The following is an 11,541-nucleotide window of genomic DNA, read 5'->3' on the forward strand; positions in this document are numbered from 1 at the left end:
CGGCTCGCTTTCATGCGGACCGCCGCCTGATCCATTCTTCACACGCGCATCCAGCATGCACGCCTGGAGCGCAGAGCAGATCCTTCATGCCTCGTCCTCTCGAACCGGTCAGCCAGGGCACCCGCGTCACGCTCGGCATCTCCTTCTTCGTCCTCTTCGTGGCGGCCTGGGCCTTCGCGACGCTCGGCGGTTTCGTCTCGCGCACGTTCTTAGCCGATCCAATCACCATGCTTCAGGACGGCTGGCTGCTGCTCACGCGTTTCGGTTTCCTGGGTGATATCGGCATCACGGTTTGGCGGGTCGTCGGCGGGTTCATTCTCGCGGCGATCATCGCCGTGCCGCTCGGCATCATGATGGGCGCCTACAAATCCTTCGAGGCGTTCGTTGAGCCCTTCGTGTCCTTCGCCCGCTATCTGCCGGCCTCCGCCTTCGTGCCGCTGCTCATTCTCTGGGCCGGCATCGGCGAGATGCAGAAGCTACTCGTCATCTTCATCGGCTCGGTCTTCCAGATCATCCTCATGGTAGCGGTGGCGGTGGGCAACACTCGGCGCGATCTCGTCGAGGCGGCCTATACGCTAGGCTCCAGCGACAAGGGCGTGGTGAGGCGCGTGCTCATCCCGGCCAATGCGCCGGAAATCGCCGAGATCCTGCGCCTCGTGCTCGGCTGGGCCTGGACTTACGTGATCGTGGCCGAACTCATCGGCTCTTCATCCGGCATAGGACACATGATCATCGACAGCCAGGCGCTGCTCGCGACGGGTCAGATGATCTTCGGCATCATCATCATCGGCATCATCGGTCTCATCTCCGACTTCCTGTTCAAGGCCGTCAACCGCAAGCTCTTCCCGTGGAGGCTCGCATGAGCACTACGATCCTCCAGATCGACAACGTCTCGCGCGTGTTTCCCGGCGTGCGCGGCGGAGTGCCCGTGCGGGCGCTCGAGCCCACGAACCTGCAAGTTGAGCAGAACGACTTCATCACCATCCTCGGCCCGTCCGGCTGCGGAAAATCCACGCTCCTGCGCATCGTCGCGGGCCTTGACCGGCCGACCGATGGGCGCGTGCTGCTCAACGGCCGCGAGATCAAGGGGCCTGGGGCCGATCGCGGCATGGTGTTCCAGTCCTATACCCTCTTTCCGTGGCTCACGATTGCCGAGAACATCGCCTACGGCCTGCGCGAAAAGGGCGTACCGAAGGCGCAGCGTCAGGAGATCGTCGCCTCCTACACCGAGAAGGTGGGCCTGCGCGGTTTCGAGAACCATTATCCCAAGCAGCTCTCCGGCGGCATGCAGCAGCGCACGGCCATCGCCCGCGCGCTCGCCAACGATCCGGAGATCCTGCTGCTGGATGAACCCTTCGGCGCCCTCGACAATCAGACGCGCGGTCTGATGCAGGAATTGCTGCTCGGCATCTGGGAGCGCGAGCGCAAGACGGTGCTGTTCGTGACCCATGACATCGAGGAAGCAATCTTCCTGGCCTCCCGGGTCATCGTGATGTCGGCCCGCCCCGGCCGCATCAAGGCGGACATCCCCGTCGAGCTGCCGCACCCTCGTCATTACACCATGAAGACGACGCCGGAGTTCTCCAGCCTCAAGGCGCAGCTGACAGAGGAAATCCGCGTCGAGGCCATACAGGCAGAAGGCGTCCACTGATATTGTTTGTGGGGGCGACGCGCTTCCGAGATATCCCTTACGGATGAATTGACCCGCTTCCCCCGTTCAGGCGACCTTTGTATCCCTGAACGGGGAAGGCATGATGCTCAAGCGACTGTTAGCCGGATCCATCCTGATCACGAGCATGTCTCCCGCCATGGCTGACATTTTGATCGACCAAGCGATGATTACGGGTGGGGAGTTGCGTGTTGTTGGCCGGTTGAGCAAGCCGCGCCAGACGCCGATCACGCTCGACGAGCAGCATCAGACGAGAACGGATGCCAACGGACGCTTCACCTTCCGTCTCACCTATCATCCCAACACCTGCATTGTGAACATCAAGGCCGAGGATGAGCAGCGTCAGGTGGTGATCGGATTCTGCGGACAACGAGGCCCCGCCGCCTCAACTGCTGCCACCGCCGCAGCCATTCCCCCCGCTCAGCCTGGGCCGGTCGGCCCGATGGGACCTCAGGGCGAACCCGGACGCGACGGAGCCCCAGGCCCCCAAGGCCCCGCCGGACCGGAAGGTCCAATAGGGCCGCAGGGACCACAGGGCGTTACCGGTCTCCCCGGCCCCCAGGGAGAGGCTGGGCGCGATGGTCCTCCGGGGCCAGCCGGCCCTATTGGTCCTGCCGGACCGCCTGGTCCTCCCGGCAGCCCGGAGACACGCACGATAGCGGAGGGGCAACCTGGCCCAGCCGGCCCGATCGGACCTGAAGGACCCCTGGGGCCTCCCGGTCCCCAAGGTCCGCAAGGTTTGGCAGGGCATCAAGGCCCTCAAGGGCCTCAAGGCGTTCCGGGACCGAGAGGAGAGCCTGGTCCGGCTGGTCCCTCAGGCCCTGCAGGACCTCCTGGACCTGTTGGAACCATAGGTATGATAGGCCCCGCTGGACCTCCCGGCCCGCAGGGCCCTGCCGGTGAGATTGGCCCTATCGGACCTCCTGGCCCCATAGGCCCGATCGGCCCTGCCGGTTTGACAGGACCTGTTGGCCCACCCGGCCCTGAGGGCAAACTGGGTCCTGAGGGCAAGCCTGGTTCGGCGGGAACGGTTCTGCGGGTCTTCGTGCAGGAATGCGCCTCTCAGGCCCGCTGCACGGCCCGCTGTGGCGAGGACGAGTATCCGGTCAACGGCACCTGCAACCGCGGAGACCGCTTCGATATGGACGAGGCGGGCGTGTACTGCTTCTCCACAACCGAAAGCCCCAGAGGCATGATCGCCCGGGCGATCTGCGCGAGGAAGTAGGCGAGACCGGAAATCAGATCGGGCTCGTAATCAGCGAGAAGCGCGTTGAGCGCCACGAGCACGCAGGGCTGGCTCTTCATAAGGAGACGGAGCAAAGGAGCTGTTGTGCGGATGCGGGTTCCAGGTCTCGCCCGTGGATGTCACCGCCTTCAGCACGCCGGACCAGCGCAGTTTGAAATGACTGGCCGCCTTCGGGCTCTTGAAACCGACAAGGCCCCAGACGCCAAGCAGGTGGTAGAAGTCGCAGGCGTCACCGTGCTGCTCCAGCCAGGTGCTGACCTCAGGTTTCAAGCCCTTCCGCTGCTCGTTCCACACGTCCCAGTCATTGACCGCATAAACGAACGGCCAGCGCCTCGCATAGGCATCGATGCCATAGCAGGCTGCCGAGGCCATCTCCTCGTCCCGCCAAGTCTGACGGATGACTTCCTTCACTGATTTCAGATCCGTCATCGGCTGCATCCACTTTGCCATTGGCCATTAGGACTAGAAATGTGCCCTCCTTTGGGCATGGCGCAGGATTTGTGTACCTCTTTTGAGGTAAAGGAAAAACCAATCTTTTCTTGATAGCCGTGTGATAGTCTGGCGCAGAAGCATGCCTTGCCAACGCATGATCCGTATGGCTGTCGTTCGGTTGCGTATGAAGGAGGCTTATACCGTGGGTGGGCTTCTACCAGGGCCAAAGATCAACTGGCGGCAATTGCCGTTGATCATCATCAGCGGACTTCTGATCGGCGCCATCTTCGGCGGGGCCATCAAGGCTTTTGCGCCGGAGCAGACCACGGTAGTGGCGCGCGTGAAGCCTCGTTCCTAGAGCATCGGACCCAAAAGTGGATTTGCACTTTTGGGATCGATCCGATGCTTCTTCTATACATGAGAGCATCGTTGATGCGGAAAACCGGATCCGCTTTTCCGCACCAACGATGCTCTAGCCCTCTGTGCTGCAAGCATGACGCAACACGCGTCTGCACCAACAGCGCGAGGGCTCAATCTTTGAGATGTCAGAGTAAAGAGTGGTGCCCAGGGACGGAGTCGAACCGCCGACACTGCGATTTTCAGTCGCATGCTCTACCAACTGAGCTACCTGGGCATTCGATGCGCGGCGAGGCCGTGCGCGTCGTGGAGGGGTGTATAGTCAGACAAAGACCCTCTGTCCAGCGGGTCGAGGGAGAAAAATGCGAACGAGATCGGATCATGTCTCCCGGCGGTCTTCGTCCGGGTCGTCCGGTTCGCTTTCGACGACCGGAATGGCATAGCTGCCGGTCAGCCACCGGTTCAGGTCCACGTCGGCGCAGCGCCGGGAGCAGAACGGCCGGTACTGCTGCTCTGTGGGCTTGCCGCAGATCGGGCACTTGCCGGCCGAGGTCAGGGGCTTGTTTTCGTTGGCGGCGTTCATCTCTCGCCTCCTTTCTTCACGGAAGGCTAAAGCATCGGACCCAAAAGTGGATTCCATTTTTGGGTCCGATGCTACTTTCATATGCTGGCGCATCGTCCGAGGCGGAAAACCGGGCTCACTTTTCGCTGACGCGACCCTCTGGGTCCGCTCGATGCGCTAGGTGGTTGGTCCATTGTCCCGATGCAAGACCGAACCTCAGCCCAGGAGTGCAGCGTCAGGCGGCGTCGAGCCAGGAGAAGCGGACGGGATAACCCTCCCCGTCGAGCAAGGCGACGGCCTCGTAGAGCGGCAGGCCGACCACGTTCGAGTAGGAACCGACGAGCTTGACCACGAAGGTTCCAGCGAATCCCTGGATGGCATAGCCGCCGGCCTTGCCGCGCCACTCGCCCGAGGCGAGGTAGCGCTCGAACTCGTCCCGCGACAGGCGCTTGAAGCGGACCCGGGTTTCTACGAGGCGCTCGCGGATCGTGTCCTTGGGGGTGATCAGGCAGATGGAGGTGTAGACCCGATGCTGGCGGCCCGAGAGCAGGCGCAGGCAGCCTGCCGCCTCGTCCGCCACTTCCGCCTTGGGCAGAACCCGCTTGCCGACCACCACGACCGTATCGGCGGAAAGGATATAGGAGTTCTTCAGGTCTTCGCGCGTGCGCGCCACCTTCCGGGCCACCTCGGCCTTCGAGCGAGCCAGGCGTTTGGCCAACTCCTTGGCGCTCTCGTTCTTGAGCGGCGCCTCGTCCACATCGGCCGGAAGCAGCGCGTCGGGCTCGATGCCCGCCTGCTGCAGCAGGGCAAGCCTGCGGGGCGAGGCGGATGCGAGAACGAGCTTCGGACGCATGCTGGGATTCGACACCTCGGAAGACGACGCCACTTTTTTCTCCACGCTCCGGATTGGTCACAAAGGCTCAAGGCTAGACCCGGTGACAACATGGCACCAGGGGGAGATGAATCAAGCCGCAGGAGGCTCCGGTTCAGAGCTTGCCGGCTGTGGCGGCACCACCTGTGCGGCATGGGCGCGGTCGAGTTGGCGGTAGCGCATGACGCTCAAGGGGATCGAGGCCAGGAACAGCACGGTAATGACCGTCAGCATCTCCCAGGGGAAGTTCGCCAGAAGCCCGAAAACGGCCGCCGACAAAACGAAGATCGGCAGAACCCAATGGCGCGGCACCTTCAACCCGATGGTCTTGCCCGAATAGACCGGGATGGTGGAGACCATCAGGAAGGCCAGGCCCAACAGGTAGACCAGCGCAATCGGAGCGGCCGCAGGCCCCATTGGAACGCCAAGGAACGAGAGGTAGAGCGGCAGCATCGAGGTCAGCGCGCCGGCCGGTGCCGGCATGCCGGTGAAGAAGTTCTTCTTCCACTCGGGCCGGTGGGGATCGTCCAGCATCACATTGAAGCGGGCAAGGCGCAGCACCATCGCGATGGCGAAAACCAGCACGGCAATCCAGCCGATCGCCTTGAGCTCGTTCAACAGGAAGCTGTAGAGGATGAGAGCCGGCGTGACGCCGAAATTGACGAAATCCGCCAGCGAGTCGAGCTCCGCGCCGAATCGGGACGTGCCCTTGAGCATGCGCGCCACCCGGCCGTCGATCCCGTCCAGCAGCGCCGCGACCACGATAGCGACGACGGCCGGCTCGTAGCGCCCCTCGAAGGCCAGCCTGATTGCGGTGAGCCCAAGGCATAGGGCAACTAGAGTAATGATGTTCGGAATGATGACCCGAACCGGAACCGGCTTGAAGAGCCGTTTGCGCGGCTCGTTCGGATCGGGGGCGAAGGGAGGAAAAAGATCGCTCATGGCATGACATCTAGGGGGTGCCAGCTTAACCGGCAACCAAGATCGGAGGTGTTTCCCCTGTCATGGGAACAGCCCCGATCCTTCCAAAGCCCCGATTTTCTCGACAATGGCCTACCCGACCCGGTACTCCCGGCCGGGCTCGTTGGCCGTCAGGTCCGCCAGAACCGTCTCGCCTGCGACCGCCGTCTGGCCGAGGCCGACGAGGACCTGGGCGTTAAGCGGCACGAAGATGTCGAGACGGGAGCCGAACCGGATCAGGCCGAAGCGTTCGCCGGTGCTCAGGTGGTTGCCAACCTTCACGAAGGACACGATGCGGCGGGCCACGAGACCGGCGATCTGGACCACGCCGATCTTAGTATTCGCCGTCTCGATGACGAGGGCATTGCGCTCGTTGTCCTCGCTCGCCTTGTCGAGTTCGGCATTGAGGAACAGGCCCGGCGTGTAGAGGATCTGGGTGATGCGCCCGGTGACCGGCGCGCGGTTCACGTGGCAGTCGAACACGTTCATGAACACCGAGATCCGGGTCATGGGCTCGGGCGGCAGGTCGAGTTCGGCCGGGGGCACGGCGGTGGTGATGAGGTTCACGCGCCCGTCCGCCGGAGAGACCACGAGGCCCTCGCGGACCGGCGTCACCCGCGGCGGATCGCGGAAGAAGTAGCAGACCCACACGGTCAGGATGGCGCCGATCCAGCCGAGCGGCGACCAAAGCCAGGCCAGCACGAGCGTCGCGAACAGCGCGATCAGGATGAAGGGATAGCCCTCCTTATGGATCGGCACGAAGATGCGGCGCATCGATTCCAGGATGTCGGTCATATTGTCTCAAGCCTTAAGAAGATTTGCGCGGGGATGGCAGGCAAAAGAGCATCCGTCAACCTGCCACGCTCTCGGGGCTGCGTTCCTCTTCCTCGACCCGCTTGAGTGCTTCGCGGGCCTGATCGGCCTCGCGCTGGCGGTTCCACATGGCCGCATAGACCCCGCCATGGGCGAGAAGGCTCGCATGGTTGCCGCGTTCAACGATCCGCCCATGATCGAGGACGATGATCTCGTCAGCCCCGATCACTGTGGACAACCGATGGGCGATCACCAGGGTGGTGCGGCCGCGGCTGACACGGTCGAGGGCATCCTGGATCTCCTTCTCGGTGAAGGTGTCCAGCGCCGATGTCGCCTCGTCCAGTACCAGGATCGGCGGTGCCTTGAGGATGGTCCGGGCAATCGCCACGCGCTGCTTCTCGCCGCCTGAGAGCTTGAGGCCGCGCTCGCCCACAGGGGTATCATAGCCCTCCGGCAGGAGACCGATGAACCGGTCGATCTGCGCGAGGCGGGCCGCCTCCCTCACCTCCTCCGGGGTCGCATCCCAGCGGCCATACTGGACGTTGTAGCCAATGGTGTCGTTGAAGAGCACCGTGTCCTGCGGGACCATACCGATCACCTTGCGCAGGGAAGCCTGCTGCACCTCGGCGATGTTCTGGCCGTCGATGAGGATGCGGCCGCTGCTGGGCTCGTAGAAGCGGAACAGCAGGCGCGAGATCGTGGACTTGCCGGCCCCCGAGGGGCCGACGATGGCCACCGTATGCCCGGCCGGCACCTCGAAGCTCACGCCCTTGAGAATGGGCCGCTCCGGATTGTAGGAGAAATGCACGTCCTCGAAGCGCACGATGCCTGCATTGACCTGGAGCGGCTTGGCACCCGGTCTGTCCTGGATCTCGGGGTTGCGGTCGAGGATGTTGAACATGTCGTCGATGTCGATCAGCGCCTGCTTGATCTCGCGGTAGAGCATGCCCATGAAGTTCAGCGGGATGTAGAGCTGCACCAGCATGGCGTTGACCAGCACGAAGCTGCCGATGGAGGCGTTGCCCGTCATGATGTCCCGCGCGGCCAGCACCATGACGATGGCCATGCCGATGGAGAAGATCACCGCCTGGCCGGCATTGAGCACGGCCAGCGACGTATAGGTCTGGGTCGAGGCCTTCTCGTAGCCCGCCATGGAGCGGTCGTAACGGGCGGTCTCCCGCTGCTCGGCACCGAAATACTTCACCGTCTCGTAGTTCAGGAGCGAGTCCACCGCCTTGGTGTTGGCGTCCGTATCGGAGTCGTTCATCTGCTTGCGGATCGAGATCCGCCACTGGGTCGCCTTGTAGGTATAGGCGAGGTAGATCACCACCATGACGAAGACGACGGCCGAATAGACCCAGTTGAACTCCCAGGCGAGCAGGCCGAGCACGAGAACGAATTCGAGGATTGTAGGCAGGAGCGTCAGCACAACGAGGCGCGACAGCTCTTCGATCCCTTCGCGGCCGCGCTCGAGCACGCGGGTCAGGCCGCCTGTCTTGCGCTCCAAATGGAAGCGTAAGGACAGGCGGTGCATGTGCTCGAAGGTCTGCAGGGCAAGCTGTCTCACCGCATGCATGGCGACCTTGGCGAAGATGCCGTCGCGGACTTGCGTCAGCACCGCCATGAGGATGCGGGTGAGGCCGTAGATCGCCGTGAGCAGGATCGGCGCCTTCCAGATCCACGACCCGGACGTGGCGGCCACCTCGGTCGCCTGATTGCCGCTGCTCGTGACGGCCACGAGCGCGTCCGTCGCCCATTTGAAGGCAAACGGCGTGACCATCGTGACGCCTTTGGCCACCAGAAGCAGACCGAAGGCCAGGAAGACACGTCGCTGGAGATCCGGCCGGCCATGGGGCCAGATATAGGGCCAGAGCTTCTTCCAAGTGGCGGCCAAGCCGCTCGGCTCAGGCCGGGCTGCGCCAGTCGTCGGGACGGCGGTGGAGGGAGGCATAGGTGAGGATCCAATCGAAATCTGGACCTCGATATAGGCGATCGGCCGGGCGAATTCACCATGCCCTGGCAAATGTTCTGTGCAGCCGGCTCAAGCACCTGCCTTATACTAGTTGCTCTTGGGCTCCTGCTCGCCCGGCAACACGAAGACCTGGCCCGGATAGATCAGGTCCGGGTTGCGGATCTGCTCCTGGTTCGCGCCGTAGATCACCGTGTAGCGAAGGCCCTTGCCATAGATCCTCTGGCTGATGCGCCAGAGGTTGTCGCCGCGGGACACGATGGCAGTGTTGATGTTGGGGATCACCACCGTACCGGCATCGGCCACCTGCCCCTGCGGCAGGGCTGAGGCGATGTCGCGCGAGGTCTGCGGCTGGGAGAACGTCGACGGATCGGCGGCCCGCAGCTGAGCCGGCGCGGGAGCCTGAGGTTGAGTCGAGGCAACCTGGGCTGGCACGTTGAAGCCGACCTCGGCCCGGGACCTGACCTGACCGGAGACCGGGTCCACATCGTCGAGACGGATGCGATAGTCGCCGGGCTTCACGCCGCTGGCGATGGAGAAGGACACCTTGCCGTCGCCTCCGGCTCCCCCGGGAGCGATGAAGCTCTCGTTGAGATAGAGCCGAACGGTGGCTCCGGGCGAGGACTGACCCGACACATAGAGCTTCCCCTCCTCCGCCTCCACCGTCACGATCTTGATCTCAGGCCGGGCAGCAGGGGGAGGCGCCGAGGCAGCGGGTGCCGGTGGGGAAACGGTTGGAGCGGCACCCGCCTGCTGTTGCGGCACAGGAGGAGCAGTGGGCTCGGCCGGCTTGGTTTCAGGGTTCGGCGCCTCGGCAACCTTGGCCGCAGGCGGCTCGGGGTTCGATAGAACCACCGTGGGAGCATCCGGCGAGGTCAGGGTCACCAGCGGCCGGGTCTTGCCGTCCGTAATGACAACCGTCACGGCCTGGGCGGAGCGCTGGCGCGTTCCATCGGGCGCGATGGATTGCAGCACCACCTGGTGGGATCCGGGCGGCAGGGGCGGCGGCACGATGGCGAAGAGGCCGGATGCGTCGGCCGCAGCGCGGGCATGGACCTGATCGCCCCTGAGAAGCTCGATGGTGGCGCCGGGCGCGGCGCGGCCGGCAATGACGCTCTCCCCGTCCGGCTCGACGCGGACGACATCGAAGGACGGAACGACAGGCGGCTCCTTGGCCTGGGCCGGAGGCACCTCATTGGGCTTGGCAGCGGCCTGCTGCTGGCCGGGTGCGGGCTGAGCCGGGGGAGCGGGAGACTGCGCCGTCTGGGCGGGCGCTGCGTTCTGCAAAGTTTCAGGCTTTCCCGACCAGGACCAGTAAAGCACGCCGAGCAGCACCGCGACGACGGCCGCGGCGGCAGCGCCGAGAAGCGCGATCGTGCCCTTCAACTCTTTCGGATGCGCCATGATGCTTTTTCTCAAACGCGGCACTTTCCGCCATTTAATCCGTTTATCTTTCAAAAGGCTACGGCCATAAAGGACAAATTAATGCTCTACGACTCAGCGCGGGAGGCTCCCCGCCTCCCCGAAATGCCCATGTCATCCGTCAAACCGATCAAATCCATCTGCGTCTATTGCGGCTCCGGCTTCGGAGACGACCCTGTTTTCGCTGAGAATGCGGCCGCTTTGGGCCGTTCGATGGCAGAACAGGGGATCAACCTCGTTTATGGCGGCGGCAATGTGGGCCTGATGGGCACCGTGGCCCAGTCCGTCCTCGACCATGGCGGTTATGTCACAGGGATTATCCCAGAATTTCTGAAGTCCCGCGAGAAGCTCCTGGACGACGTGCAGGAAACCCTCGTCGTGCCCGACATGCACACCCGCAAACGGCTGATGTTCGAGAAGGCCGACGCCTTCGTGGCCATGCCCGGCGGCATCGGCACCCTGGAAGAGCTCGTCGAGCAGATGACCTGGTCGCAGCTCGGCCGCCACACCAAGCCGATCCTGATGCTGAGCACCAAGGGCTTCTGGAAGCCGCTCCTCACCCTGATTGCCCATATGCGCGAGCAGGGGTTCATCCGTCACGGGCTGGAGCTCAACTATCTCGTGGCGGAGCGAGTGGAAGAAGTAATCCCGATGCTGGAGAACGCTGCCCGGCGGGTTGGCATCGTGAGCAACGAAGAGGCGATCGAGAGCCGCTTTTAGAGATGCTGCTTATCCTGTGCGGGACAGCACGAGCCCGCCCAGGATCATGCCTGCCGCAAGAAGCCGTTGCCAGGTGATCGCCTGCACGGGAAGGCCGAAGGCTCCGACGGCATCGAGAACCAACGCGGCCGCGACCTGCCCGAAGATCAGGGCCGCCACGGTACTGACCACGCCGAGCTGCGGCACACCCCAGATCACGACGGCGACGTAGAAGGCGCCCAAGAGCCCGCCGAGCCAGGACCACCAGGGCGCCGCGGCCATGGCGCTGCTTGAGGGCCACGAACCGCGAAAGGCGCTGAGCACGGCCAGAATGAGGAAGCCGACTCCGAAGGAAATGCAGGCGGCCAGGACCGGATCGCCAAGGGACTTCGCCAGTGCGGCATTGATGGGAGCCTGGGCGGACAGAAAAGCGCCGCCCAGAAGAATGCCCAGGATCGGCAGAAGGATCGTGATGTTCATGAGAGCGCCTCGGGCTCGACTCAGTTTCAGCAATGCCGAACTCTTACACTGACCTTGTCCT

At 63.7% G+C, this 11,541-nt stretch carries 14 protein-coding genes and 1 tRNA gene; 4 read left to right on the forward strand and 11 right to left on the reverse strand.

Annotated features, from left to right (window positions below):
- Positions 1 to 86 precede the first annotated feature (86 nt).
- Together I2H36_RS12520 and I2H36_RS12525 are read left to right on the forward strand one after the other, a co-directional pair.
- Positions 87 to 863 carry an ABC transporter permease gene (locus I2H36_RS12520; RefSeq protein ID WP_196264232.1) on the forward strand — a complete coding sequence of 259 codons (777 nt, stop codon included), beginning with the start codon at positions 87 to 89 and terminating at the stop codon, positions 861 to 863.
- Positions 860 to 1,651 carry an ABC transporter ATP-binding protein gene (locus I2H36_RS12525; protein WP_196264233.1) on the forward strand — a complete coding sequence of 264 codons (792 nt, stop codon included), beginning with the start codon at positions 860 to 862 and terminating at the stop codon, positions 1,649 to 1,651. Before I2H36_RS12520 ends, I2H36_RS12525 begins: the two co-directional genes overlap by 4 nt.
- A gap of 118 nt (positions 1,652 to 1,769) precedes the next feature.
- Here the strand turns inward: I2H36_RS12525 and I2H36_RS20035 are convergent, their stop codons facing one another.
- The 3 genes from I2H36_RS20035 to I2H36_RS12535 form a co-directional block, all read right to left on the reverse strand.
- Positions 1,770 to 2,039: a hypothetical protein gene (locus tag I2H36_RS20035; RefSeq protein ID WP_246718773.1), complete on the reverse strand. Its 270-nt coding sequence runs from the start codon at positions 2,037 to 2,039 to the stop codon at positions 1,770 to 1,772.
- 692 nt (positions 2,040 to 2,731) lie between these two features.
- A complete protein-coding gene (locus tag I2H36_RS20040) occupies positions 2,732 to 2,956 on the reverse strand; it encodes a hypothetical protein (RefSeq protein WP_246718774.1) in 225 nt (74 codons plus the stop codon).
- Entirely contained in the window at positions 2,925 to 3,344 is a 420-nt protein-coding gene (locus I2H36_RS12535; protein WP_196264234.1) for a hypothetical protein, read from the reverse strand. The genes I2H36_RS20040 and I2H36_RS12535 overlap by 32 nt, the downstream gene beginning before the upstream one ends.
- A gap of 166 nt (positions 3,345 to 3,510) precedes the next feature.
- On the opposite strand from I2H36_RS12535, the gene I2H36_RS12540 reads away from it, so the two are divergent.
- The gene (locus I2H36_RS12540; RefSeq protein WP_196264235.1) at positions 3,511 to 3,705 is read left to right on the forward strand and encodes a hypothetical protein; all 195 of its coding nucleotides are present in this window, start codon (positions 3,511 to 3,513) and stop codon (positions 3,703 to 3,705) included.
- Positions 3,706 to 3,905: 200 nt separating this feature from the next.
- Here the strand turns inward: I2H36_RS12540 and I2H36_RS12545 are convergent.
- The 7 genes from I2H36_RS12545 to I2H36_RS12575 all read right to left on the reverse strand — a co-directional run bounded on the left by I2H36_RS12545 (position 3,906) and on the right by I2H36_RS12575 (position 10,283).
- A tRNA-Phe gene (locus I2H36_RS12545) sits at positions 3,906 to 3,981 on the reverse strand.
- Positions 3,982 to 4,083: 102 nt separating this feature from the next.
- Complete coding sequence (gene yacG, locus I2H36_RS12550; RefSeq protein WP_196264236.1) at positions 4,084 to 4,287, reverse strand: DNA gyrase inhibitor YacG; 204 nt, start codon at positions 4,285 to 4,287, stop codon at positions 4,084 to 4,086.
- A gap of 214 nt (positions 4,288 to 4,501) precedes the next feature.
- Positions 4,502 to 5,119, reverse strand: a complete 618-nt coding sequence (locus tag I2H36_RS12555) for a Maf-like protein (RefSeq protein WP_196264305.1) — start codon at positions 5,117 to 5,119, stop codon at positions 4,502 to 4,504.
- Positions 5,120 to 5,230: 111 nt separating this feature from the next.
- Complete coding sequence (pssA, locus tag I2H36_RS12560; protein WP_196264237.1) at positions 5,231 to 6,079, reverse strand: CDP-diacylglycerol--serine O-phosphatidyltransferase; 849 nt, start codon at positions 6,077 to 6,079, stop codon at positions 5,231 to 5,233.
- Between the two features lie 111 nt (positions 6,080 to 6,190).
- Positions 6,191 to 6,892, reverse strand: a complete 702-nt coding sequence (locus I2H36_RS12565; protein ID WP_196264238.1) for a phosphatidylserine decarboxylase — start codon at positions 6,890 to 6,892, stop codon at positions 6,191 to 6,193.
- Positions 6,893 to 6,947: 55 nt separating this feature from the next.
- The gene (locus I2H36_RS12570) at positions 6,948 to 8,861 is read right to left on the reverse strand and encodes an ABCB family ABC transporter ATP-binding protein/permease (protein ID WP_196264239.1); all 1,914 of its coding nucleotides are present in this window, start codon (positions 8,859 to 8,861) and stop codon (positions 6,948 to 6,950) included.
- Positions 8,862 to 8,969: 108 nt separating this feature from the next.
- Positions 8,970 to 10,283, reverse strand: a complete 1,314-nt coding sequence (locus tag I2H36_RS12575) for a LysM peptidoglycan-binding domain-containing protein (RefSeq protein WP_196264240.1) — start codon at positions 10,281 to 10,283, stop codon at positions 8,970 to 8,972.
- Between the two features lie 129 nt (positions 10,284 to 10,412).
- On the opposite strand from I2H36_RS12575, the gene I2H36_RS12580 reads away from it, so the two are divergent.
- Positions 10,413 to 11,021: an LOG family protein gene (locus I2H36_RS12580; RefSeq protein ID WP_196264241.1), complete on the forward strand. Its 609-nt coding sequence runs from the start codon at positions 10,413 to 10,415 to the stop codon at positions 11,019 to 11,021.
- A gap of 9 nt (positions 11,022 to 11,030) precedes the next feature.
- Here I2H36_RS12580 and I2H36_RS12585 read toward each other — a convergent pair whose 3' ends face one another.
- Entirely contained in the window at positions 11,031 to 11,480 is a 450-nt protein-coding gene (locus tag I2H36_RS12585) for a DMT family transporter (protein WP_196264242.1), read from the reverse strand.
- Positions 11,481 to 11,541: the final 61 nt, after the last annotated feature.

Source organism: Microvirga terrestris (assembly GCF_015694425.1).
Classification (GTDB): Bacteria; Pseudomonadota; Alphaproteobacteria; order Rhizobiales; family Beijerinckiaceae; genus Microvirga; species Microvirga terrestris.

Bases quoted from the DNA above. Each gene is read 5' to 3' on its own strand.
- I2H36_RS12520 (WP_196264232.1), top strand. From the start codon at position 87: ATGCCTCGTCCTCTCGAACCGGTCAGCCAGGGCACCCGCGTCACGCTC.
- I2H36_RS12525 (WP_196264233.1), top strand. From the start codon at position 860: ATGAGCACTACGATCCTCCAGATCGACAACGTCTCGCGCGTGTTTCCC.
- I2H36_RS12535 (WP_196264234.1), bottom strand. From the start codon at position 3,344: ATGACGGATCTGAAATCAGTGAAGGAAGTCATCCGTCAGACTTGGCGG.
- I2H36_RS12540 (WP_196264235.1), top strand. From the start codon at position 3,511: ATGGCTGTCGTTCGGTTGCGTATGAAGGAGGCTTATACCGTGGGTGGG.
- yacG (WP_196264236.1), bottom strand. From the start codon at position 4,287: ATGAACGCCGCCAACGAAAACAAGCCCCTGACCTCGGCCGGCAAGTGC.
- I2H36_RS12555 (WP_196264305.1), bottom strand. From the start codon at position 5,119: ATGCGTCCGAAGCTCGTTCTCGCATCCGCCTCGCCCCGCAGGCTTGCC.
- pssA (WP_196264237.1), bottom strand. From the start codon at position 6,079: ATGAGCGATCTTTTTCCTCCCTTCGCCCCCGATCCGAACGAGCCGCGC.
- I2H36_RS12565 (WP_196264238.1), bottom strand. From the start codon at position 6,892: ATGACCGACATCCTGGAATCGATGCGCCGCATCTTCGTGCCGATCCAT.
- I2H36_RS12570 (WP_196264239.1), bottom strand. From the start codon at position 8,861: ATGCCTCCCTCCACCGCCGTCCCGACGACTGGCGCAGCCCGGCCTGAG.
- I2H36_RS12575 (WP_196264240.1), bottom strand. From the start codon at position 10,283: ATGGCGCATCCGAAAGAGTTGAAGGGCACGATCGCGCTTCTCGGCGCT.
- I2H36_RS12580 (WP_196264241.1), top strand. From the start codon at position 10,413: ATGTCATCCGTCAAACCGATCAAATCCATCTGCGTCTATTGCGGCTCC.
- I2H36_RS12585 (WP_196264242.1), bottom strand. From the start codon at position 11,480: ATGAACATCACGATCCTTCTGCCGATCCTGGGCATTCTTCTGGGCGGC.